Source organism: Rhizobium sp. P1_E6 (genome assembly GCF_056405875.1).
In genome coordinates this window covers 1-24696 of the sequence record NZ_JBFUBG010000097.1, presented here as the reverse complement: position 1 = coordinate 24696, position 24696 = coordinate 1, and the positions used below count along the sequence as shown (strand labels likewise).

Sequence of the window (24696 nt, the reverse complement as noted above, 5' to 3'; positions counted from 1 at the left end):
CGTTGACACTAGCAACCTGTATGAGGTCGGTTGCCAACAGGTCTCGGCAAACAGTGCGAATTGCCCACCGGCCGAGTTCAATGATCGAACCTGTCCTTTCCGCAACCGGGATAAATTTAACAGGCGATACGGGCGTTCCGTCCAACATGTTCAAACGCATCAAAGCTTCAACAGCGTCCGTCTTGCCGGTCTGAACGTTGCGGATCGGTTGATAGACGAGGGAGACAAGGCCGTGTTCAAGCGCGATCTTCAGGGTCGCGGCAATATCCTCACTGTCATCGCTACTCTGCGGGTCTTCAGGATCGAAGACGACGAGGGTGTTGCGACCCGTTGCCTTGGCGGCGTAAAGCGCCCGATCAGCTTCATGAATGACCTTGTCGACCTGCTTGGTCTGGCCCCTCGTATGAGATACGCCGACACTCACGGTGATAATAGTGGTTCCGTCTCGCCTGTGCTCGTGTGGCCAAGACAACGCCCGCACGGCAGCGCACATTGCTTCTGCGAGTTCGGTYGCTCTTTCCGAATACGACATTGGTGTGATGACGATGAATTCCTCACCCCCGTATCGCCCGATGATCGAGTCCCAGGACGAGGCTACGCTTTGGAGAAGCTCGGATACCGCGATAAGGCACCGGTCACCTTCTTGATGGCCGTAGCAGTCGTTATAGCGTTTGAAATAATCTACATCGATAAGCAGGACGGCAAAGGGCACCCTGTTGCCCTGCCAGCGTTGCCAATGATCACGCAGACGTTGATCGATTGCCCGTCGATTTTCCAGGCCGGTCAACGAGTCCGTGTTTGAGAGGTGCAAGAGAGCCTTGCCCCTTTCGTCGGCAGCAGCTTGCTGCAAACTAGCTTCGAGAGCATTTAGGAAGACTTTGTAGCGCTCTCTGTTGAGCTGAAGATTCACGTAAGACGTAAAAATAAAGCAAGAAATGCAGAACGCAGCGAGGATCAGCTTGTGGAGAAGCAACATCGGCGCGAACAGATAGAGGGCGCCGATGAAGATGAGCACGTTTGTTGCGGAGGCCGCAAGAGCAACCGGAAACCGGAAACTGAAGAACAAGTTGACGCTCATCATGAAGATCGCGCCAAAAACCATATAATATGAGAACGCGTCCCTGACCGTGGTCATCTGTGCGGTGAGAAGCCAGACAAAATAAGCTGCTAGCACGGACACCGCCGCGGCTATGTCGACTGTATCGGCTCTTGCTTTGCGGTAGAGCAAGAATTCCAGCATGCATAGCGCACTCACGCTAACCGCCAACCGACCAGCGATCGTGTACTGGACTACATCGCCAATAAAAAGATAGTCCGTGAAAGAATACGCAAGGTAAACAGCGACCGCTATCCAGAGGCCGTTGCGGGTAGCGCTCTTTCGGACGCTCTCGCTCTTCTGCTTATAAAGGCAACGCAGCTGTTCTGGCGACAGCGTCGGCTGCACGGTAGCGGCTGCGGTCTCGGCTAACACGTGCATCATGCCCCTGCCACCAAACTTCTTGCAGCAGGTGCCCTCCGCAGACTGCTAGCTGACGCTGGATAGCCCTACGCAGACTCCACATCAACCGATAACGCTCGAACGATCCCCAAGCCGGCGGAGTATCTCTCGGGTTCACTAATATTTTCTAAAGCTAAGACGTGCATTTGCACGCTGGCGCCAACCTTAACGCTTGACCTTCGTGAGACTGTTGAGGATTTTACACGATGTTTTAAATCTTTATTCACCAGTGAGGTTCCGTGGCTCAGCCCCTTTTCTCCCTTGATGGCCAAAGCTTGATCACACCGCAGTCCGTCAGCAATAACTTCCCTTCACCTAACCAGGATAATGAACCAGACCTCCTGAGAACTGCGGAGGCTGAGTTTGCGATTGTCGTCAGCATTGCAATGCAGCGGCTCGCCGCGGGCAAAAACCTGTTTGATGCAGTCAGGTGGTTGATTGGTCAGCTCCATGACGTCCGTCAAAAATTCGGCGCTGCAGTGTGGCAGAGGCTCATCCCGATTATTCAGGCCCATCCCTCGGCAGAGATTTTGCAGCAGTGCCCGTTCACTCGCTGGTCTTTTGAAAAACCTCGCGGCTATTCCGGTGATGCCAGTCTTATAGACTTTATTTATGGGCATCCGGCGGTGGCCGAAGAAGTGGCCAGGTCCACCCCTCTTGGTCTGGATATCTTCGAATACACTATAAACGCTCCCGGCCCGGTAGCCGTGAGGGAACGTCGCGACATCCTGACCCGCTATGTTGACGAGACCGCTGCGCGAACGGGTTCGGATACCGAAGTCCTGGCCGTCGCCGCCGGTCACCTTCGCGAAGCGGAGGCATCAAAAGCACTTGCAGAAGGCCGCCTTAAACGCTGGGTTGCTCTTGATCAGGACCCTGAAAGTATCCGCTCGATCTCGCGTCAATTCCATGGGACTTCCGTCGAGCCTATCAATGGATCCGTACGCGCCTTGCTCGCGCGAAAGCATCAGATTGGCACCTTCGATCTAATCTACGCAGCAGGATTGTATGATTACCTCACCGATAAAGTAGCAATCCGACTGACGCAGATTTGCATGGAAATGCTGAAACCGGGTGGCGTCTTCCTATTTGCCAACTTCTCCGATGAGATGGCCGATGACGGATACATGGAATCCTATATGAACTGGGAACTCCTCCAGCGGTCCGAGGCCGACATGTGGCGTATTGCCGATGGCAGTGCGCCGGAAAACACCGTTGAGAAGACGGTCTGGTTCGGTGCCAACCGCAACATCATTTACAGCACCATCAGGAAGCTGTCCTAAGCCTCGACGGGTCGGGCGCTTCACCAAATCCGATGCGCCCCGTCCGGCGATGTCGCAGCCTGCATGTTGGGACGTCGATCTTGATGAAAGAAATCGCCATGAACGACCTGACGATGAGCGAAGCTTAAAAGGACCTGCTGATCCGTCTGCTCCTGCGTGGGGCAAGGTGAGCATGGGCGAATTCGCACGGATCCTCAAAACCCGGTACACCGCAATCGCGATATCGCGAATGTCTCTCCTGCAAACCGGCAGCAGGGGGCCGCCTAACCCGCAATAACTTCACGCCGTGGACTTGAATCGAACACGATCAAGGGCCATATGGTGCCCATCGGCATCGCTGGTGAGTGCTCCACAGGAGCGTTCGCGATAGCCGAAGTCGCTAATCTGCTTTTGACCACGGATGTACTGGCACTGGTGTGAAGAGCGATGTTGAGAAGGTCGGTGCGATTTCGCCCCGGCCTTTTTTATTGCTCGGAGTTCGACGGGGATAGGGGAACGATGACCTTCCCTCGTTGTTGACGCTGAACAACGCGAAACCCATCTAGACGAGATGCCGAAACAGAAAATCAATGACACACCCGCACTTACCGAAATGTGGAGGCTCCCGCCGGCAGCCACGTTCGGATCGGCCGTTCGCGCCAAGGGCATCCTTCTGGAAATTCGAGCGGGCCTGCCTTTAGCAGTGCGGAAATCGCTCGATGTGAATGGAATGGCACTGATTTTGGGAATGGCAGAAGACTGCGAAGAGGAGTTCTCTTCGACAGCAGCGACCATAACCAAGGCGCTGGAGGGCATCGAAAGCCTGCCGGTCATTCCGCGCGAAATCCAGGACATCCTGGCTATTTCCGCGAGTGAGAGGCATCGCTGGCTGAAGGACGGCCGTCTTCCGAGCGCAGGAACGCGCACGGTGAGGCTGAGTGGCCGCGCCAGGCAGATTACTTTCCACGTCTTCGATCCGCGTGTCGTGGAGGACCTGCTGGACCGCGCCGTCGTCGATGAATGGCGCGAAAAAGACGCGACCGCCGCTGCGGAGAACCGGCGACAGGCTGCCTACAAGGCGAAGCTGACCCGGTCACTGAAGAAGGCGGCCAAGGCGTCTAGGGCGTCCAAAGGAAACTCTGACGATCCCGCCGCGAAGCTTCGCGGCTGGGACGAATTCGATATCGATGGACTCCTCCGGTGAGGTCTTCGCCGTCCGGTCTCCGCTCCGGGTGCGCCGAAGTTCAGGGCATCCGTTTGCGGAACGCTTCAGTGGGTTGGCCAAGTGAGCCTTCGCGCCAACACACCACTCAGATGACTTCTCATCAACTGGAATTGCCGCTCACTTTCGGCGGCAATCAACCGGAAAAATCTAGACGCTACTCGCGCAAATTCAGCTCGAAGATCATAGCAAAATTACTCTTCGCGGAACGCACGGTTGAATTGATCCGAGAGCGGCTTGGCGAAAAACGATATCGCGGTCCGCTCTTGCGTTGAAACGAAAACTTCGACCGGCATGCCCGGAAGAAGCCTGTTGTTGCCGAGTTTGGCAAGCTCGCTCGCAGGCACGGCGACGTCTGCAAGATAGAAGATCTGGCCCGTCGCCGGGTCGGTGCTTGTCGCCGCGGAGACATAGGCGATGCTACCGTCAAGCTCGGGTGTTGCGCGCTGGTTGAAGGCGGAGAAACGCATCCGTGCCTCCTGACCGATGAATACCTGGTCGATATCGGTGGGAGACAGTCTGGCCTCTATCTTCAATGCGGCATCGGCCGGCACAAGCGTCACCAGTTTCTCCGCAGGCGTAATGACTCCGCCGATTGTATGGACGAAAAGCTCGTTCACTGTTCCCGATAGTGGCGCCCGGATATCGGTTCGCGCCAGCCGATCCTCGACAGCGATGCGCCGTTCACGCAATTCAGACAATTTCGGCTCGACAATGCTCAGTTCGCGCTGAGCCTCGGTGCGGGCCGCCTCATCAATGGCGATGATCTGAACCCGGATTTCGCTCATCCGGGCTCTCGACCGCGCAATATTGGCCTGGATCTCCCCACTCTCACCCGTCAGCTTCGCGAGTTCGCGGTCGATGAAGTATTTGCGGGACGTATCGATGAGCTTCTTGTCTGCAAGGCCTTTGATCTTGCCATGTTCGGTTCGCACCAGTTCGAGTTCGTCGTCCTTTGCATCATACTGGGCGATCAGGCCTTTCAGTTCCTCTTCGAGCTGAGATATTCCGTATTGGAGCTGTTGTTTCTGGTTTTGCCTGTTGCGGCGGTTCCCATCGAACAGGCGGCGCTCGCCAGTTGAGATCAATGGAAACTCAGCGACAAAGGYCGGCGCGAACTCGACTTCGTCCTGATTGTCTCGCTCGGCGATCAGCCGCGCCTGGCGTCCCGTCAATTCGACGAGCTGCGTCTTGACGATCGAGAGTTCGGCGCGCGTCTGGGCGTCGTCGAGGCGCAGCATGATCTGCCCTTTCGTGACGATGTCACCCTCCTTGACGGCGATTTCGCTGACGATGCCGCCATCCCGATGCTGGATCGACTTCAGATTTCGATCGACTTTGATGATACCCGATGCGATGACCGCGCCGCGCAACTGTGTCGTCGCCGCCCATCCGCCGGCGCCTGCGAAGAGCAGGAAGCCAACCGCTACGCCGGCAAGAACACGCGTAGTGACAGGGAACATGTTGTTCGTCTCGGGCGAGTGCCGAGGCTGGGTGTTTGGCTGTTTTTGAAGCATGTCTCTTCTCCCCGCCCATCAGGTGTTTTCGACGATAACGAGGAGATGGTGCCCCGTCAGATTGATCGTCATTTCGTAATGTTGATCCTTGTCCATATCGACTTCGATGAAGGTTCGGCTCATATCGTCCGTTCCCTCATGACGAACGCGGATCGGCAAAGGTTCGGCATCGGCCTTGTCGCCGTAGATTTCCTCGAAGCGGTCCTCCAGACCGTCCATGACCTCGTCGAAGATCTTGTACTTGGACACGTCGATGCGGTCGCCCACCATGAAATCCAGAATCTGGTGGACGACAGCGGCGCTGTTCTCGCCGGCAGGAATGCAGAACTCGAACGTGTCCTCGCCCGCACCGCCTTCGACGACAGCGGCCATCGGACCAGCGCGGATAATGTCGTCGCCGGCACCACCGACGACCTTTTCAAAGCCCCCGATCGCATCATGACCCACATCGAAGCCGGTGGCCGTGCCCGTGTTCAAGTCGATGAGCACAGCATGGGCGGCCTGCGAGTAGTCGATCGCGTCGAACCCATCGCCCCCGCGGAAATCGTCATCCGACGCATCGGCCGCCGCGACGACGACATCATCGCCGCCTCCGGCCGAGAGGCATTCGGCGGCATCTCCGTCGCGCAGCACATCGTCACCATCGCCAGTCTTGATGATTTCGAAGTTGCTGATCCCGTCAACGCCGATCTCCTGACCGGTTGCATTCGCAGCATTGAGATCGACGACAACAGACATGACAGCGGCAGAATAATCGAGCGTGTCTATGCCGCTTCCGCCGTCATAGCTGTCTGCGGCACAATCGAGGTCGCCTGTAACAACGTCGTCGCCATCACCGGCGTTCACAAGGTCCRCACCCTCACCGCCGCGGAGACAATCATCCCCGGCGTTGCCATGCATTTCCTCGGCTTCTGCACTGCCGGTCACCGAGTCATCGCTCGCACCGGCGCGAACGATTTCGAAATTGGAGATCGTGTCGTTGCCGATCTCGATGCCGGACGCACTGCCATCAGCCAGATTGATTGCCACCGCCTCGGCAAGTGCCGAATAATCGAGTGTGTCAGTCCCGGTTCCTCCGTCATAGCTGTCGTCCACACCATCAGCATCACCGGCAACGGTGTCGTTGCCGTCATCTCCCTTGACTGTGTCCTGGTCGCTGCCCCCGCTCAGGAAGTCGTTCCCCGTGCCGCCATTGAGGGTGTCGATGCCTGTTTCACCGAGAAGGATATCGTCACCATCGCCGCCGAACAGGCCGTCGTTGCCCCCTTCACCCTGCAGAACGTCGTTCCCAGCGTCCCCGTTCAGGGTATCATTGCCGTCGCCACCATGAAGGATGTCGCTATCGCCGCCGCCGCTCAGCAGATCGTCGCCGGTGTCACCGAAGATGYTGTCGCGGCCCTCTTCGCCGTACAGGCGGTCGTTGCCGGCACCTCCAAAGATGTGGTCGTCGCCCAGGCCGCCGAGAACGATGTCATTGCCGTCGCCCGCAAAGACCGTGTCATTGCCACTGCCCGCGACAATGTTGTCATTTCCATCGCCGGCGTTGACAGTATCGTTGCCGTCTTTGGCGTCGATATTGTCATTGCCGGCCAGTCCGTCGATGTCGTCGCCGCAACTGGTGCCGACCAACAGGTCGTCGCCAGTCGTGCCGGTAACGGGCGCGGGCTTGACGACGGAGAAACTGGCGGTTTGCACGATGGAGGCCATGCCGTCGGTAATCTGATAATTGATGGTCACTGGGCCGAGGGCCTCGGCCTGATATGTCCATCCGCCAGCGGTCTGTACGAGTTTGCCGGAAGAGACAGTAATATCCTTGACGGACAGCACGTCACCATCGGGATCGAGGGTCCCTCGCAGGAGATCGGCAAGACCGATCAACGCGATTGCGCAACCCGAGACATCGGCGAGCGTGACGGGACTGCCGGTACGCGGCGCGCGATTGGGCGCTTTTTCCTGCTGGACAGGCGCGGGCGGAGGCTTGACGTCGTCTGGTTCAGGGGATGCCTCTGAGGCCTGGTTGGGGCCTGTCCAGGCATTGTCTTTGGAAATGCGGAAGGGAGCTGTCGATATCGGTCTCGAAGCCGTCCAGGCATTGTCGTTTGATGCGTGGAAGGACACCGAAACTCCACCCGATGTTTTCAGGAGGCTTAGACTTGGCAGGTTGAGCCTGTTGAATTCGATAGGCGGAGAGTCGTCCAGCGGATGACTTATGGCATTCCTGTAATTGGAGAGTTGCACGCCACCCTTCTTTCCAGTTGGCGCCTTTTCTTGCTCTTCGGCGTCTCCCGGCGCGACAGCGCCAGTGGAGATGGGATCGATCGGCAGCAGCCCCTCATGAGGATCCGGGGCCGGCCTCGGTCCCGTCTCTCCCAGCGGAAGGCCCTCCGGCTGGTTTGACAGTGCACTCTTCAAATAGAGCGCGAATCCGGTCAGAAAGAGCGTCATGAACATCGGCACTTTCGAGAGCTTGTCCTCATTCTTGAAGACATAGCGATCGTGCGAATCGTCCTGCTCCTTGGCGGTTTTTGTTCCCTTTACCTCGATCATTCCGACATCCTCGCCATGATGCGCGAGCCGACCTGTGTTGCGGCCGCAGGTTTGCTGCCAGTGTCCGCTACCGATGGTTTGAGGATGTCGTCCTTGGGTCCGAACGCTACCATCTTTCCATTCTGGATAACGGCAACCATGTCGACGGCCGCGAGTGCGCTCGGCCGGTGAGCGATGACGATTGCGATGCCGCCTCTGGCCCGAACCGCTTTGATCGTCTGGGTGAGCGCCATTTCGCCCTCGCCGTCGAGATTCGAATTGGGCTCATCCATGACCACGATGAAAGGATTGCGATAGAGCGCTCTCGCCAGGCCGATGCGCTGCCGCTGCCCGGCCGAAAGCGAGATGCCTTGAGGTCCGAGTGCGGTGCGATAGCCATCGGTCATACGCACGACCATTTCATGAATGCCCGTCGTCTGAGCGGCTTCGACGATCGCGCGGGGATCGACCTGCGGCTCGAGGCGCGAGATGTTTTCTTCGATCGTCGCATCCAGGAGCGCCACATCCTGCGGCAAGTAGCCGACATGCTGGCCAAGATCGGTGTCCGACCATTGCGTGAGTTCGGCATCGTCAAGCCTGACGCTGCCACGAAGGGTCGGCCAGACGCCCGTCAGGGCGCGTGCGAGCGTCGTCTTGCCGCCGCCGCTCGGACCGATGATGCCAAGCGCCTGTCCCGCTGCGATCTCGAAACTGACTTCGCTGAGCAGAACCCGTCCGGAGCCGGGTGCCGCGACGGTTATTTTTTCGACCTTCAGCGAGTGCGTGGGCGCCGGCAATTGCATGGGCGGGACGGTGCCCGAGAGGGCAATCACCGTCTCCTTCAATCTGTTGAAGGCTGTCCGGGCGGCGACAAAGCCCTTCCAGTTTCCGATTGCCAGATCGACAGGTGCGAGAGCACGTGCCGAGGCAACAGACGCCGCAATAATTGCACCTGCCGATAGCTCGCCCTGGATCGTCAGCCACGCGCCGAGGCCGAGGACAGCCGACTGCAGGATCATGCGAAGCACACGGGATATCGCGCCGAACGTGCCACTGATGTCGTTCGTGCGTGTCTGCAACTCAAGATGGTCCTGATTGGCGCGGTTGAAACGATCGACTGCACGCTCCGCAAATCCCATCGCTTTGAGGATGTCGGCGTTGCGGGCATTGGAATCGGCGATCGCGTTGCGTTCTATCCCCGACTTGTGGGTAGCGCTTGCCAGCCGGCGGGTCATCAGTTCCGTCATGATCGTCAGCATCGAGAGGATGAAGGCGCCGGCGAAGGTGAGCGCACCGAGATAGGGGTGGAGCATGTAGACGAAGACCAGGTAGAGGGGCACCCAGGGCAGGTCGAACAGGGCGATCGGTCCCTGGCTGCCGAGGAACGAGCGCACCGTATCGACATCGCGCCCGCGTTCGAGCGCTTCGGCTGTCGAGAAGCCGAAGCGGGGCATGTCGATTGCGACCTGATGCGCCATGGGTGCGATCCGGCTATCGAGCCTTGCACCCATGCGCACCAGAATTTGCGACCGGATGATGTCGAAAAAACCCTGGAACAGGTAGAGGCCGATCGCCAGTGCCGATAGCCCAAGCAGGGTCGGAACGCTGCCACTGGTCAGGGCGCGGTCATAAATCTGCAGCATGTAGAAGGAGCCGGTCAGCGCGAGAACGTTGATCACCCCGGACGTGATGAAGAGGAATACAAAAATTCCTCTCAGTCCGTGGGTGAGTTTCTCGATCTGTTTGCGCTTGGTGCCGGTCAACGGAGTTTTAGGGCGCATGTCATTCACCACTTCTTGCTAATATTGGACTATGCGGCGTGCCGGAGAGGCCGGCACGCCGCATTTCGCGCTTTACAGGTTGAAGTCCGTAGTGGTGAGGTTGTGGTTCCCCTTGATGCTGAGGCGAAGTTCGGCGCTGCTGTCACCGTCGACGCTTCCCTGCACCACGGTGTAGTCGCCGTCGTCACGCGTCTCGTGCGTGACGATCAGTTGGGCAGCACCGCTAAGCGTGGAGCCCGCTATCAGCGTGAAGGCCTGATTGCCGGAGACGCCGTTGTTGGCGTCCGAGCCACTCAGGTCGATCTTGTCCCCCGGTTGGAAGCCGAGGATCGTATCGCCGTCGGCATCCTTTTCGGAGAGGAACACGAACTTGTCGTTTCCGGCCCCGCCGTCGATGAGATTGACTGACGCATTGGCAGTGATCGTGTCGTTTCCGGAGCCCGTGACGACATTCTCGATGTTCCAGAGTGTATCGTTGCCCGATTGACTGCTGGATGCACTTCCTCTGCCCATGAAGCCGCTTCCGAGGTCGACCGTCAGGTTGGCGGTGATCGCCGCCATATCCAGCGTGTCGCTGCCGGCATCGCCATAGTAGACATCATCGCCGTCGCTGGCTTCGGCGATGAACATATCATTGCCGCTGCCACCATGGGCGGTGTCGTTGCCGGCACCAGTCTGGATCATGTCGTCGCCGGCATCGCCGAAGACTCGGTCTGCTCCAGCGTCGCCATAGATCATGTCATTGCCGTCGCCGCCAAACAGGTCGTCATTTCCGGCACCCCCGAAGACCATGTCGTTTCCGGCTTCCCCGCTGAGGAGATCGTCACCGTCATCTCCGCGCATGATGTCGCTGCCGGCACCGCCGGTGGCCACGTCATTGCCGGCGAATGCGACGATCATTTCTCCGCTTGCCGTACCAAGAAGCACATCGGCGGCAGCAGTACCGACAACAGTGGTTCCCGCTGCTGTTTCGGGAGTCGGGGGTGCTGGCGGCGGCGTATCAACATCGTCATCGGCAGGGTCGTTGAATTGCGGCAGGCCGCCCTCGCTCGTGAAGCGAATGCTGTGCTGGCTGCCTGTCATCGTCGTCACGCCGTTTGCATCGGTCGTGATCTCGTAATCATCGGCGGTCGTGCCCGCTGGCAGTTCGATAACATCCTGCGGCCGCAAGGTGCCGACAATCGTATCATTGCCGCCGTTCGAGCGGAACACGATGCGATGGGCCGAAGTCAGAGCCGAAATATCGATGGTATCATCACCGGCGTTGCCGTCGATGGTGATGGTGTTCAGCCRCAAACTCGTCCCGGCGAAGTTGCCGATCACCTCGAATGTGTCGCCGCCGGAAGAACCGGGTCCGGACGGATCGACCCCGTTGATCCGGATCTCCTCGATTTCGCGTAGCTCGGCGATGACCGAGGTGGCGAAATCGGTATTGGCTCCCCGCGTAATAACGATCTCGGTTGCGGCATTGAGGCTTGCGCCGTTATTGCCGGCGAGAGCATCCCATGCGGCGCGGGTATAGATACGGTAGGTCTCCGCAACGGCGCCATTGCCGGTTATCACGAACGTGTCTCCAGCCTGACCCTCCGTGCCGCCATTGACGATGTCACGGCCATCGGAATTGGCCAGCGATGCTGCCGTCGCATTGTTGGCATTCCAGTTGAAGGTGTCGTCACCGGCGTCGCCATTGACGACGTCGTTGCCAGTGCCACCGTTGACGATGTCGTTGCCTGCCCCAGCATTGACTGTATCGTTGCCGCCGAGGGCGTTGATCGTGTCGGCACCGGCAGTGCCGTTATGTGTCTGGCCGGCTGCGCCGCCATTGATCACATTGCCGGCAGTCGCGAGCGTGAAGTCGGAGACATCAATGCCGGCATTGTTGACACCGTTGATCTGGATTGTGCCCTGGATCGCCGAGGCCGGTCCGTTCTCGCGGATGGTGATGATCGTATTGCCGCCGCTCGCGGATTCGAACACCCGGTTGGCAAAGTTCGCCGCCGTTACGCCCAATCCGCTGAGGTCGATGCGATCCTGGGTTGCCGGCGTACCGCCGGTGGCGTCGAAGCTGTTGACGATGTCGGCCCCGAAGCCGGTCGAATTGTAGATGATGGTGTTGACGCCGCCGCCTACGTCGATCGTGTCGTTGCCGGCACCACCGATGATGGTGTCGTTGTCGTCACCGCCATTGAGCGTGTCGTTGCCGTCGCCGCCGTCGAGCAGGTCACTGCCGGCGGCACCATTGAGCGTATCGTTGTTGCCACCACCGAAGAGCTGGTTGGCGGCACCATTGCCGTTGATCGTATTGGCGAGCGTGTTGCCGCGGCCAGTGACCGCCGCGCCAATGAGATTGAGGTTTTCCACCTCCGCCCCCAGCGTGTAGTCGACGCTTGCGTCGACACGGTCCGTACCGCCAGCCGCCAGTTCCGTTACCACGTCGCCGACATCATCGACGGCATAGATGTCGTCCCCGACACCGCCCAGCATGGTGTCAGCGCCGAGACCGCCGTTCAGTGTGTCATTCCCGCCAAGCCCCGTCAGCGTGTCGGCGAGATCGCCGCCGGTAATGACGTTGTTGCCGTCGTTGCCGGTACCGACGAATTGGTCGGCGTCGACACCCGTGTAGGTCAGGTTTTCGACATTGGCGAAGGCCGCCATTGTGTAAAGTGCTGCCGTCGTCGCGATCGTATCGGTTCCGCCGCCGGCGGCCTCAATGATCAGATCCTCGCCGGTATCGTCGATATAGGTGTCGTTGCCGGCACCGCCAACCAACGTGTCGATATCGTCGCCGCCGTCGAGCGTGTCGTTGCCGATGCCACCGACCAGCAGATCCTCACCGAGCCCGCCATTGAGCGTATCATTGCCGTCATGGCCGAACAGCAGGTCGAAGCCGGTATTGCCGGTCAGGGTATCGTTAGCCGTCGTGCCTGCGAGCGCCGTGTTGACGCCGACCGCCGCTGTGCGCTCGCCGTTATCATCCGTGCTCAAGGCATAGTCGCCGGTGAGAACATAGCCTTCGAACGTGCTGCCGTTGAAGTTGATGAACTCCACCGCTTCGCCGGCTGTGTCGAAGTGATCGGTAACAGTGGCCTGCTGGCCGTTGAACTGGATCACCAGGTCGTCGTTGCCGCCCCCGGCGGTCACTTCGAACATGTTGAGCCCGGTCAGCGAGGCCGGCAGTGCCGGCGGCACGGTTCCTCCAACCGTGATGCGGTCGGTGCCGGCGGTTTCGTTGATGACGTCGATCCCGTCGCCGAGATTGATGACGTAGGTGTCATTGCCGGCGCCGCCGTTCAGGGTCTCGGTGGCACTGGAGAAGGCGATCGACAGGTTTTCGATACCGACGAAGTCGCCGCTATTGTTCGTGCCGGCCACCACGAACCTGATTGCCGAATTGGCACCGAACGGTCCGTTCAAGGGCAAGTTGTTGATCGGTCCTGCGTTGGTCGCGCCGGTTATGGTCTGAATCGTCTGTGTGAAGTTGACGCCGTCGGCGGCAAAGAGAACCGTGACCGTTTCTCCCGCGTCGAAGCCGCTCTCATTATAGTCATAGCTTATGGTGGCGCTCGATGCACCCGACAGACTGAAGGATCGCGTGATCATCGCGGTGCCGTTGCCTGGATCATTGTCATCATCGCGCAGGCGCAACTCATTGGTGCCGTCGTCAATGCGGATCTGGCCTGCCGAAGCGCTATTCGTATTGCCGTTGTCTCCAGTCTCAACCCACGGCGTGGCCCATGCCGCAGTTCCGCTCGACCCATTCAGGACGGTGTTGTTGAAATTATCGGCATACGTGCCCGAGGTGCCGGCCGTGCTGGGGCCGCCGACGAGGATGTCGTTGCCATCGCCGCCGTTCAGGACGTCGTTGCCGCCGAGGCCCAGCATCAGGTCGTCACCGGTGGTGCCGTTGAGAACGTCGTTCCCTTCGGTGCCGACGATGATGCCGACGGTGCCATCGGTGAACTGCAAACGCTCGACGTTTCGCAGCCGGTCGGAGCCATCGAGGTTGAGCTCGGTAACGTCGGTGACGGTCACCTGCCCATCAGCAGTCGCACCAAACGTATAATCGGCCCGCGCGCCCTGGAACGCTGCAGTGTCGACATCACCGGCCGTCGTGTCGGTCCGGATGGTTCGCACGATCGCCAGCTGACCAGGATTGATCGAGCCGTTGAACATCGCGGCTGCCAATGTCGTCATGCTGTTGTGTAGCGCGATCGGCTCGCCCGTATGTTCCGTGTCGGCTGGCGCGAAGACACCGATCTGCACGTCGAGCCACTTGTCGCCATCGATGATGTCGTCGCCGGCAAGGCCCTTCATGGTGTCGCTGCCATCACCGCCGAGAATGATGTCGCCGGCACTGAATGCCGTGACGCCGGCGCCCAGAATATCCTGCAGGCCTCTGATAAGGGCGATGCCTTCAGCGTCGAGGGCGCTACCCTGATAGCCTTCGGTACCGCCCTGAAGAGCGGGGAGCCGCTCAGCCGCAAGAGTGTTCGTGCCGGTCAGGACGTCGCCGAACCTTGTCCCCGACAGACCCTCGACCGACTCGTACTCATCGAGCGCGGCATTCTGCGGCAGTGTCGGGGCCTCGTCGAAGACGATCGGGATCGATAGATCGGCGTTCACGAAGTTCGGGTTGTCCTTGTAGGTCGCCCAGTCAAAGCCGGACATGCCCACCATCTTGCCGCGGCCGGCGCTGCCGACGAAGATATCGTCGCCGCCTTCACCGATGAACTCGTCGAAGCCGCCATCACCCAGGAACACGTCATGGCCGTCGATCTCGTCATGCGAGAAGATTTCGTCGAAATTGTCGCCAGGCGCACCGTCGAACGTGCCTGTTTCGATCCAGTCATTGCCCTCGTTGCCGAGGATGCGTTCGGCATTCTTGTTACCGTAAATGAAGTCGTTGCCGGTACCGGCGAAGACTTCCGAGCCCATGTCCGTACCCAGGAAGATGAAATCCTGGCCGTCATTGCCCATCACCAGGTCGAGACCAGGCCCGGCGTGAACCACGTCGTTGCCCTTGCCGGCCTTGATATTGTCGTCGCCGCCGCTGTCGACGATGATGTCGTCGCCGTCGCCACCGTTGATGATGTCGTTGCCGAACCCGCCTTCCAGCCGGTCGTTGCCGCCGTCGCCGAACAGCGTGTCGTCACCGATACCCGCGATTATGGTGTCATTGGCTTCCGTGCCGCCCATGACCACATGATCGCCCCCGGTATAACGCAGGTAGTTGGTGTCCGGGCCGACGGTCGCCGGATTGTTGCGGATGACAAGCTGCGTGAGGATGCCGTCGCCGAGCGGATCAGTGCTCTCCAGAGTGCCGTCGCCATCGAGATCGTTGAACTGCCGGGCCTGGTTGACCTCGAGAATGAGACCGGGGGTCGAGAACACGTCAGACGGCAGATGGGTGGCGTCGGTATTGCGCATGATCATGGCGGCGAAGGAGTTGTTCTCCATCTCACCGAACAGGTGCAGGCCATCGAGGCGCTGCAGATAGTAGAAGCGGTCGCCGTTCTGCAGCTTTTCCATCTGCATTTCGAAGACGAAGTTGAAGGTCGAGCCGAGCATGCCGCCGAAGGGCATGATCGCTTCCGCCAAGCCGCCGATCCAGAGATCGACATTGTTGAGACCGCCAAGTGTGCCGCCGGCATAGGCTCCGGCCGCGTTGAGGAAGTCGAGGCGATCTAGCGGGACTTCAAGTCCGCCGACCGACACGCCGGTTATGATGGTGAGCGCCGCGTTACGCTTGCCTTCAAGTGTCGTCTGGCCGTCAATCAGTGAATGTGTGCCGTAGGCCGCGACGAAGTTGATGATCGAGGCCTCATGCTTCAGATGGCCGGCGAAATCGACCCAGCTCTCATAGGGCTTGAGCAAGACATCCTGGTTGGTGGCGTTGTAGAACTGCGTGCGGGCCACGTTCAGCGATGGCACGCCGGTATCACGGCCACGCGCCAGGTTGATGGTCGCAAGATCGAGCGGCAGGCCGAGCAGGTTGTTGCGCAGCGCACTGGTGACAAACTCGTCGATCTCGTTACCGGGTTGGCGTGTCATGCCGCGGACGATGGCGCCGGCTGCGACATTGGCATCGGCAGTCGTTGTGCCGCCATTGTTTTCGAACTGCAGCGGATTGAGGAAGCCTTCGATCAGACCGATATGGTCAGGGTTGAAGTTCGGATCGAAGCGATCGATCGATTCCGTCAGCATCGAGTGCCCGAAGCGGTAGACCACATGGGCGAACTCGGCGACGATCGAGGGATCGATCGTAACGTCGAACCCGTCCGGAACCAGGAATACGTTGATATTCGGCTGGATCTTGCGGGCGAACTCTTCGAAAACGAGGTGCTGATACTGCATCTCGGTACCGAACTTGGCGGCCTGGAAGAGCCGCTCGCCGTCCCAGACAAGGCCTGCTCCGGTGGCGGGAACCGCAGCGACATCATCGATCAGCCATTCGTTCAGGAAGGCCACAGCCTCAGCCTGCGAAGAGCCGTCAGCCAGCATCGCAATGGCGTCTGCAAGCACCACCTCCTGAGTATGCTCGACCAGCCGGTTGTGTTCCGAATGGAACACATGGTGCACCGCCGTCAGGCCGATATTTTCGTTGGCACGGCCGTCGCCGGCGACATAATGCGCATCGAGCAACTCGTTGTCGTAGACACCAGGCTCGTTGCCGGGGTTTTCAAGACCGATCTCGATGTCGCCATCGGCCAGTCCGCCCGGCACGGCATTATGCGCGATGTCGGCCAGGAAGGCATGGCCTGTAAGGATAGCATTCGCCGGAACGAGGACGCCCAATCCACCATTGGCATTCGGGTCGCCTTCGACGAGGCCCGTAGCTGTTACCATCTGAGGATAGCCATTGGCGCCTCGGATGAATTCGCCATAGGGGTCGGTGGCCAGCAATGGAATATTGCCGACATTGGCATCGAGAAGCTGGATCCCCAAGAAATCAGCAGCCTGCGCCTTGAGATCAGCCCAGGTCGCCATGCCGCCATTGCCGCCCTCGATGAGCTTGCCCGTCGAGACCGGCTCGCCGGCAGCGTTGAGCGTGTAGGCGCGGAGGAAGACCTGATGAGATGGATGAGACGTATAGGTCTGGTTCTGGTCGACGAACGAGGTCGTCGTGTTTACGGGACGATCGGTATTGTCGGCGGCTTCGTTAACTGCCGTTAGAGGGTCATCATTCATGATGCCGTCGGCGCCCGGGCCGGCAAGGGTAGCGCGGGTCAGCACCATGAAGTTGGTGTTGCTGCCCGGAACAAAAAGCGGATCGTCTTCCATCAGCGGAATGAATACGGTGCCGTTGCCGCCCTTGGCGACGAGGTCGAGACCGTGGTCGAAGAACTGGCCGAACAGGGTGAACCAGGAATTGAACGGTGCCGAGAGGCCTTCATCCGGCGCGGCATTGGTGATGACGACATTGACGCCATCGAGCTCGACGCCGTTGGCATCCAGCAACGCGACCAAAGCATCATCCTGGGCATCGAGAGCCGCCTGCGCGTCAGCGAGGTCCGCAGCAGTTGCTGCCGCGGCATCCTGTAGAGCTTGATTATTGGGGCTGGCAGATGCTGCTGCCTGGGCCTCGGCGTTCAGCCGCTCGGCTGTGCCGACAGCGTTGAACAATGGCTTGAGCGGTTCATAAGCGGCTGAGATCTGAGCGGTGACTGTCATCTGCTGCGCTGCGGGAACGATGCCGGCGCGCTGCAGAGCCGTCAGGATCGCGGAGGGATTTCCGAGCGTCTGATCAACGATCAGGTTTGAGATGGTGCGGACTGTGGGGTCGAAGACGTCGCCCGCGACGGACGGGCCGGGGCCATCGTTGTCGGCCGTCGGGTTGTATGAGACGGGCACCAAAGCGCCACCGGCCCCGGCGGGCACCATGATCGTCTTGAACTGAGTGCCAAGGGGTTCCGGGAACTCATTGTCGGCAGCACCCCATTCCGGATGCAGCGGATTATTGTAGGTACCGTCGACGGTGCGCAGGCCCCAGGAAAGGTTGTAGGTCGGGATAGACCCGCCGGGGCCGAACAACGGCTTTGCGACGTTGTTCGGATCGCCGGTCGATATGCCTTGCCGGAAGGCGGCGTCCGCTTCCGCGATTTTGATCTGTTTCAGGATGAAATCGAGATCCGATCGAATATAGGTGACCATTTTATTCCCCCCTTGGATTGTCCAGAAAACGGTATCGTTCCGGCAATGCTTTTCCCGTCCCTGCATTCGCAGGCATCGTCTGCTCTGCGGCACATTTTCTACTGGGGTTCCGGAGATGAGATTGCGAAAGCCAATAGAAAATCTTCAGCATTGTCTGCGACGATCAGATAATGTCTTCAGGCAAGGCCAGGGGATAGTTCCAAAGGTCCGCTGACATTCACGGACTTTGGTCTTCGGGAGGTCGGGACTTTAGACCCGGAAATAAATGTGACTTACGTCCCTTTCAGGAAGAGCCTCGGCGGCGAGAAATCCGGCATACTAGGATACTGGCAAGGCATTGATTTAACGAAGCAGTTCCTGATTGTGGCGGGGTTGATCATCTGTAGTTCGATGGCCATCCTTGGTGAGTGGCTGACAAGCCAGATTGCCGCAAATCAGCTGAGGAGCCGGGCCGAATCCGGAGCCCTCTACATGGAGGGTTTTCTGGCCCGTCACGTCGAGGGATCGGCAAGCAACCTGCAGGTCGCGGAATCCCGTCGCAAGGAATTGGACGATCTTTTGATCGGGACTGATCTTGCGCGACGAGTCGAAGGCTTCAGGATCTGGCGCAACGACGGGATGGTGATCTACAGCACCGATAAATCTCTTATCGGAAAAGCCTTCCCGTCGGCCGATATCAAGCGGGCTTTCACAGGTCGGGTTGTTGCGCAGCTCGAGACTGGTCACAATGACGGAGAAGGCGAGGAAGAGCCGACGACCGACCGTCCGCTCATTGAAATCTATGCACCCATCTATCGCTCGGGCACGCGCGAAATCATCGCTGTCGGAGAGCTTTATGAGGACGCAGCCGAATTCCTCGTTCAGCGAGGCCGGGTCCAACGTCAGACATGGGCAATCGTCGGCGCAACGACTTTGGCCATCATGGCCCTGCTGTTCCTCATTGTCCGGCGGGCGAGCAATATCATCGCCAATCAGAGGATGACGCTGAAGGCGCAGCTGACGGAGGCTCAGGCGCTCGCGGATCAGAATACCGAGCTTCGCAAGGTTGCCGACAGGGCGCGCATGGATGCGACGAAATCGAACGAGCAACTCCTGAACCGGATCGGTGCCGATCTGCACGACGGTCCCGTCCAGCTGCTCAGCCTGTTGATCCTTAAACTGGGGAGGCCTTCAGATGCGCCCGTGCCGGCAAGGACGACCTTCGACAGCGCGGCCGACGTCACGGAGGCTGATCTTGCTCCCTCTCACATCGCGAGCCAGGTCCTGGCAGAGCTGCGAGAGCTTTCGACTGGGCTGGTCATGCCGGAGATCGAAAATATGCCGCTCGAAGCGGCTCTGCGCATGGCAGTCGATCAGCACGAATATGCGACGGGATCGAAAGTGACAGTGGCGTATGACCGCCTGCCCGAGCGTGTTGCCCACCCCTTGAAGATCTGTCTTTACCGTGTCGTGCAGGAGGGGCTCAACAATGCGTTCCGCCATGGCGGCGGCCGTGACCAGCGCGTTTCGGCGTCAGCAGATCAGCAAGCCATTACTGTCGTCATTGCCGACGATGGTCCTGGCCTCGGGGTGAGCAATTCCCAAGCCCGTCACAGGCCGCTCGGGCTGCAGGGCATTCGAAACCGGGTTGAGGCTTTTGGCGGCAGCGTTGACATCCGCCGGGGTCCGCGCTCCGGAACGGAGCTTCAGGTCGTGGTGCCGATGGAGGGGAATGGTATCTAGTGGCGTTGGATCGGATCTGTGCCGCCCTCAAGCTTCTGCGCGGCCAGTAATACTTCCAGGCGATTTCGTGCATTCAACTTCTGCATGAGGATAGTCATGTAGTTTTTGACGGTCTTCTCGCCGATCTGCAGGTCGGCTGCAATCTGCCGATTGGTGAAGCCCCGCAGCAGCATTCTGATGATCTGGCCCTCGCGGATGCTGAGCTTTACTTCCGTGCCGGTCATCTTTTTGAGGGAGGCTATCTTAAGCTCTTCGATGACCTTGCAGGCGAATGCAGGGGTGATGAACATGTCGCCGCGGTGGACGGTCGCGATGGCTTGAAGGAGTTCCTGTGCGCTGCTTCCTTTGAGGACATACCCGCTTGCGCCCGCGTTGAGGGCGCGCACGGCATAATCGCTGCCCGTCATTGCCGTGAAGACCAGGATCTTCGTTCGGATTTTTTCGACAAGCTTCGCGATCACGTCGAAAATGTTTCCCGGCATCATCAGGTCGACGACAAAGACGTCAGGTGCCAACCTCAGGCCAATGTCCAATATATCGTCCGCGCTCGATCCAGTTGCCGCAACAGAAAATGTGGGTTGCTTTCTAAGGATTTCAGTTAGGCCAGCGAGCATCAGAGGGTGGTCGTCAACTAGCGCTACCGAGATTGGACTCATGTTATACACCCTGCATAAAGTAAACGTATAATTGATATTCCGAAATTAATTTCATGTCCATCTAGCCATTTCTAAGTATTTCTGTCGATGCTGAGGTAAACCCAGAGGATGATCTCGGAAGAGCTACGACAAACTAGTCACGCGGCTGATTGAACTCTGAATTGAGGTTCAAACCCTATCACCGCGCTTATAGGCGGTAGGAGCCGGCGAGCCATCCATACTGACTGTAACCACAAGTACTGCCATGCGACCCCGACCTTGTCGTTGCGCGCAGCGGAATGGTTACCAATGGCCGACTGGACGGACGACAAGGGCCTGTTCAGCGTCCTCCTGTGCAGGGGCAATCCAGAACCGTCCGCACTATGACGGGCTAGCCGTCGCCGACCTTTAATTCCGGCTCCTCGGCGCAAATCGCAGCGAGGAAATCGATGAATTGCCGCACTCGCGAGGGCATGCGCCGTCCGGCAGCGGTAACTGCGTTTATCGGAAAGGGCGGCGGCGCATGCTGGTCCAGAATTTGTACAACCTCGCCGGAGGCCAGCACATCCGTGAACAACCAGCTTGCGTGGTGGGCGATGCCGAGGCCCGCGAGGACCGCGCCGCGGACATGCTCGGCGTCGTTTGTGCGGAACGCTCCCCCACCGTCGACCGTGACCGGCCGGCCGTCTACGTGGAAACCCCACCCGATGATATCGCCCTGGTGGACATAGCTGATACGTTGGTGGGTGCGCAGTTCGACTAGCGTTTGCGGTGTGCCGTGTTGGGCAAGATAGCCGGCGGAGGCTAGGGTTATCATCCGCATGTCGCCGATGCGTCGCGCGACGAGTGCTGAATCCGAAAGCCGACCGATGCGGATCGCGACGTCTATTCCCTCCTCGATAAGGTCAACGTGCCGCCCGGAGACTTCCATCTCGATCGCGACGTCAGGGAAACTCGTCCTAAAATCCGCTAGTCGGGGAATAACGAACATCCTCCCGAATGCTGGCGAGAGGGTCACTCGGACGAGCCCCGAGGGGCGCGACTGCCCTTCAAGGACTCTCTCTTCGACGGAGTCGAGATCTTGAAGAATACGGACGGTGGCCTCATAATAGTCCTGTCCTGCAGGCGTCACGGCAAGGGCACGCGAACTTCTCGCGAGGAGTTGCGTCCCGAGCCGCGCTTCGAGCGCAGCGAGCTGCTTGCTGACCGTCGGTTGGCTGACGTTCAGATCTCGCGCTGCCTGCGAAAAGCTTCCGCTTTCGACGACGCGCACGAACATCCGCATCGCATCTAGCTTATCCATCACCTTTACTCCAAACAATTAATGAATTCCAATTGGGAATAGATGGCATTCATAAAGCATGGATGCCATTCGTAAAAAGAATATGGGAATTAACGTTCGGCCGCCCTTTCACGGGCCGGAGCCGAAAGGAACAGTTATGACAATCAAGATCTATGGTGATGCGGGCTCGGGCAGCTTGCGTCGCGTGAACACCGCTGCGAAGATCATGGGCATTGAACTCGAACGCGTTACCGTTGACCTCTTCAAAGGCGAGAGCCAGACCGACGAGTTCAAATCCCGTCTCAATCCCCACGGTTTGACGCCGGTTCTGGAGGATGGAGACACCATTCTCTGGGAATCTTCTGCAATCAACTTGTATCTCGCCAACAAGGTGAATTCGCCGCTGGTCGGAACCACGCAGGAGGAGCGCTTTCAGGTCCTTCAGTGGATGTTCTGGTCGGGCGAGCAGTGGCGCACCTTCACCACCACGATCTTCGATGAGCGCGTGGGGAAGACGGTCATGGGTGTAGCGAAGGACGAGTCCCTCATCAAATTTGCTGAGGGTAAGATCCGCTCTGCAGCGAAAGTACTCAACCAGCATCTTGAAGGCCGTGAGTTCATGGTTGGCAATACGTTGACCTTTGCCGATATCGATATCGCGGCTCCCTTCTCCCAGGCCGATCGTGCAAAGTTTCCGTTCAAGGAATATCCAAACCTCATCGCTTGGCACGACAATCTTCTCCAGTCGTTCCCAGCGTGGGCTGAGACGAAGGCTGAGGTTGACAACCGTATGGAAATCTTCCTGGCGAGCGTCGGCGTGAAACTATAATTTCTGGCCTTCCTGTCTGGCCAGTGCGCGTATGAAGATGGTGCGCGCTGGCCGGAATCGCGACGATCTTTTCAATGGCGCGGTGGGCCGTCGCCAGGTTAGCCTAGGCTTCACGAAAGCAGGTGAATGGGTTTCACATGAAGTCGCGCAAGCCAAAGCGCCATACAGCGTTCGTTTCCAATAATGCGTTCACGCCGGACGCGATCGCGTCGGATGCTTCCTGGCTACCCGATATGGCTGATTGTGGTGACCGGCCGGCCTCCGCAGAAGACTTTGTGCAGGCCTACCTTGCTGATCCCGGGGCATGGCATTGGTCGACGGATTTGCTTAATGACTCGAAGGAGGAGACCTTGAAGCGGGCTCTTGCCGTCATCGCCCGAGCCCGACTCCCAGATCATCAACAGGCGCTTGGCCAGCTCGGCGCCGGGCCGATCGAAGACATGATGTCCGAGATGCTTCTTGATAATCTGCGCGCCTGGATGCCATTTAGCGAACCGATGCGCTACGCGCTCCATTGCGTGCGAATGAACGTCGAACCGCCCGCCCTGCAGCAGCGTTTAAGAGCGATGCTTGCCGTATGGTGATCGTGACTTTGTTGGGGTCGCTTACCGACCTAGCACTACCATGGATCTAACCAGCCGTACCCGAACCGAGCCTCCGCCCCATGACCTGGAGGAACTTTATCTCCCGGCCGGCGTCGAAATGCCTGAGAATGCCGCCGAACACTTCCTGCAGACAAGATCCAGGGCGGAGGATATCTGGGCGATTTTGCTGAATACAACGAGCGCCGACGCCTACAAAACGATCTTCGACGATCATGGAAAGATGCTGGCACCGCAGCTGCGTCGGAAACTGGGCGAAGTGGGCAGAGACGAACTTTATTTTCGCGACAAGGAGGCTCTCGCTAATACAGTGGATCATTATGAGAAGCTTACAATCGCCGCCATCGGCCGCGTGCCCAGCGAAATAGTTTATTCCTTTGCCACCGAAGTCAGGGGCGTACAGCAGATCATCGAACAAACTGTTTCGGTAAGTTGATCGTCCAATACCCCGCCAGGGGCCGAGCAGTTGACTATCGCTGCGCCGCCAAGCGCCCAGCGGGTGTTGGAGAATTGTTGGGAAGATCTCGTTATTTCATTGCCAGCTAATGTTCGCTTCGCTAGCCTGCGAAGTGGGAGGACTAAAATGCAGCACATCGATTCGATTTCAGCCGAGCCTGTCGTGGTGAAGAAGGTTTGGTGCATCTCCGACTTTTGCTTGAAGCACAGGCTGGACGAGAGGGAGCAAGCCAAGCTGACCGCGCTTTTTGGCGAGTTCGCGACGACAAGTGAGCTTGCGCACAATGTGACACGTAGGTCCAAATCTCGGTAGATAAGCTATTCGTCTCCATTGTGCGTTCGGCACTACGAACGCGCACTTCGCCGCTCGCAGAATGCGAATAACAAAATGCTGGATATTCCCTTGCCCACGCTGTGAGGTGGCCGCGCTTTGACGGGAATCGAAGGGCTGCGCCGTATCCGGCGTTATTCGGAATCCCATTCGGCGGCCACATCTACGCACTATGCCAAATTCGCAGAGTGCTTATCCGGTCAGGTATGATGACATAAACCGCAATGTAAGGCGTGCCTACGGCGCTCTCGAAATCGTGCTCCCGCGTCATCGATATCAGGGCGCGTATCCTCAAGCGCCTTCAAAACCTTTTCCCGAAATCAGGCGTCGTATGCCGGGCCCTCGTTGCTGTTTGCGTTAAAAGAACTCGCACAGCATCCGACACTATCAAACCGATGCTCTCGAGAGCCGCTGCGGCGTATTCTTTAACATCTCTATTCGTATCTGGACGAGTGCATTTGAAGCCATGGTCAATCTCCTTCGCAATTAACGCAATGCATCTGCATGACAAAATCCACGGCTAGACGACTTTCATTCGGGGCTGACACTTTTTACCTCGAAAACTCGGGGAAGAACCGCGCTTGAGATGGAAGGGCGCGGACATAGTCCCGCCACAGAACTCGTCCTAATAACGCTTGTTTAACAAGCGGATGACGACCATGAGGCTATTTGCTATCCTGGCTGCGGCCCTCTTTCTGACCGCCGTCCAGTCTCATGCCCAAGTCTATGGGCCCTATGATGGTTACGACGAGTATGATGGCTACGGCTACGACAATCCGTACACCCCTTATCCACCAGAGCCCGAATACCAGCCGCTTCCCCGCTATCGCGACCCGCCGCCCAACCGAGCACCAATAACGAGATCAAGCGGAACTATAGTGA

Annotated in this window: 13 protein-coding genes and 2 pseudogenes; 7 read left to right on the top strand and 8 right to left on the bottom strand. The window is 58.7% G+C overall.

Annotated features, from left to right (window positions below):
- The coding region (locus AC1D35_RS29755; protein WP_477941488.1) for a diguanylate cyclase domain-containing protein at positions 1–1480 on the bottom strand (1480 nt) is incomplete at its 3' end.
- A gap of 257 nt (positions 1481–1737) precedes the next feature.
- On the opposite strand from AC1D35_RS29755, the gene AC1D35_RS29750 reads away from it, so the two are divergent.
- The gene (locus tag AC1D35_RS29750) at positions 1738–2781 is read left to right on the top strand and encodes a class I SAM-dependent methyltransferase (protein WP_477853874.1); all 1044 of its coding nucleotides are present in this window, start codon (positions 1738–1740) and stop codon (positions 2779–2781) included.
- A gap of 550 nt (positions 2782–3331) precedes the next feature.
- Positions 3332–3964 (top strand): hypothetical protein, encoded by a 633-nt coding sequence (locus AC1D35_RS29745; RefSeq protein WP_113312103.1) that lies wholly within the window; start codon positions 3332–3334, stop codon positions 3962–3964.
- A 212-nt stretch (positions 3965–4176) separates the two neighbouring features.
- Here the strand turns inward: AC1D35_RS29745 and AC1D35_RS29740 are convergent, their stop codons facing one another.
- From AC1D35_RS29740 to AC1D35_RS29725, 4 genes are all read right to left on the bottom strand, one after another.
- Positions 4177–5499 (bottom strand): HlyD family type I secretion periplasmic adaptor subunit, encoded by a 1323-nt coding sequence (locus AC1D35_RS29740; RefSeq protein WP_477941485.1) that lies wholly within the window; start codon positions 5497–5499, stop codon positions 4177–4179.
- Between the two features lie 18 nt (positions 5500–5517).
- Positions 5518–8046, bottom strand: coding sequence for a calcium-binding protein (locus AC1D35_RS29735; RefSeq protein ID WP_477941483.1), 2529 nt, complete (start codon positions 8044–8046; stop codon positions 5518–5520).
- Entirely contained in the window at positions 8043–9806 is a 1764-nt protein-coding gene (locus tag AC1D35_RS29730) for a type I secretion system permease/ATPase (RefSeq protein WP_477853867.1), read from the bottom strand. The genes AC1D35_RS29735 and AC1D35_RS29730 overlap by 4 nt, the downstream gene beginning before the upstream one ends.
- 72 nt (positions 9807–9878) lie before the next feature.
- Positions 9879–17957 carry a peroxidase family protein gene (locus AC1D35_RS29725; RefSeq protein ID WP_477941481.1) on the bottom strand — a complete coding sequence of 2693 codons (8079 nt, stop codon included), beginning with the start codon at positions 17955–17957 and terminating at the stop codon, positions 9879–9881.
- A gap of 471 nt (positions 17958–18428) precedes the next feature.
- On the opposite strand from AC1D35_RS29725, the gene AC1D35_RS29720 reads away from it, so the two are divergent.
- A complete protein-coding gene (locus tag AC1D35_RS29720) occupies positions 18429–19679 on the top strand; it encodes a sensor histidine kinase (RefSeq protein ID WP_477853863.1) in 1251 nt (416 codons plus the stop codon).
- Here the strand turns inward: AC1D35_RS29720 and AC1D35_RS29715 are convergent.
- Positions 19676–20335 (bottom strand): response regulator transcription factor, encoded by a 660-nt coding sequence (locus AC1D35_RS29715; protein ID WP_113297288.1) that lies wholly within the window; start codon positions 20333–20335, stop codon positions 19676–19678. The genes AC1D35_RS29720 and AC1D35_RS29715 overlap by 4 nt on opposite strands.
- Positions 20336–20705: 370 nt before the next feature.
- Positions 20706–21635 (bottom strand): LysR family transcriptional regulator, encoded by a 930-nt coding sequence (locus AC1D35_RS29710; RefSeq protein WP_477941477.1) that lies wholly within the window; start codon positions 21633–21635, stop codon positions 20706–20708.
- A gap of 118 nt (positions 21636–21753) precedes the next feature.
- Between AC1D35_RS29710 and AC1D35_RS29705 the strand changes: the two genes are divergently transcribed.
- The 3 genes from AC1D35_RS29705 (at position 21754) to AC1D35_RS29695 (ending at position 23463) form a co-directional block, all read left to right on the top strand.
- Positions 21754–22425: a glutathione S-transferase family protein gene (locus tag AC1D35_RS29705; protein ID WP_477853860.1), complete on the top strand. Its 672-nt coding sequence runs from the start codon at positions 21754–21756 to the stop codon at positions 22423–22425.
- Positions 22426–22562: 137 nt separating this feature from the next.
- Positions 22563–23009: a hypothetical protein gene (locus AC1D35_RS29700; RefSeq protein WP_477853858.1), complete on the top strand. Its 447-nt coding sequence runs from the start codon at positions 22563–22565 to the stop codon at positions 23007–23009.
- A gap of 118 nt (positions 23010–23127) precedes the next feature.
- Entirely contained in the window at positions 23128–23463 is a 336-nt protein-coding gene (locus tag AC1D35_RS29695) for a hypothetical protein (protein WP_477853856.1), read from the top strand.
- 551 nt (positions 23464–24014) lie between these two features.
- Here the strand turns inward: AC1D35_RS29695 and AC1D35_RS29690 are convergent.
- Positions 24015–24282: pseudogene (locus tag AC1D35_RS29690) on the bottom strand (type II toxin-antitoxin system RelB/DinJ family antitoxin).
- 191 nt (positions 24283–24473) lie between these two features.
- On the opposite strand from AC1D35_RS29690, the pseudogene AC1D35_RS29685 reads away from it, so the two are divergent.
- Positions 24474–24696: pseudogene (locus AC1D35_RS29685) on the top strand (L,D-transpeptidase); the annotation flags it as partial.

Excerpts from the sequence above, each read along its gene's own strand:
- AC1D35_RS29745 (WP_113312103.1), top strand. The coding sequence starts at position 3,332 with ATGCCGAAACAGAAAATCAATGACACACCCGCACTTACCGAAATGTGG.
- AC1D35_RS29730 (WP_477853867.1), bottom strand. The coding sequence starts at position 9,806 with ATGCGCCCTAAAACTCCGTTGACCGGCACCAAGCGCAAACAGATCGAG.
- AC1D35_RS29720 (WP_477853863.1), top strand. The coding sequence starts at position 18,429 with ATGGAGGGTTTTCTGGCCCGTCACGTCGAGGGATCGGCAAGCAACCTG.
- AC1D35_RS29715 (WP_113297288.1), bottom strand. The coding sequence starts at position 20,335 with ATGAGTCCAATCTCGGTAGCGCTAGTTGACGACCACCCTCTGATGCTC.
- AC1D35_RS29705 (WP_477853860.1), top strand. The coding sequence starts at position 21,754 with ATGACAATCAAGATCTATGGTGATGCGGGCTCGGGCAGCTTGCGTCGC.
- AC1D35_RS29700 (WP_477853858.1), top strand. The coding sequence starts at position 22,563 with ATGAAGTCGCGCAAGCCAAAGCGCCATACAGCGTTCGTTTCCAATAAT.
- AC1D35_RS29695 (WP_477853856.1), top strand. The coding sequence starts at position 23,128 with ATGCCTGAGAATGCCGCCGAACACTTCCTGCAGACAAGATCCAGGGCG.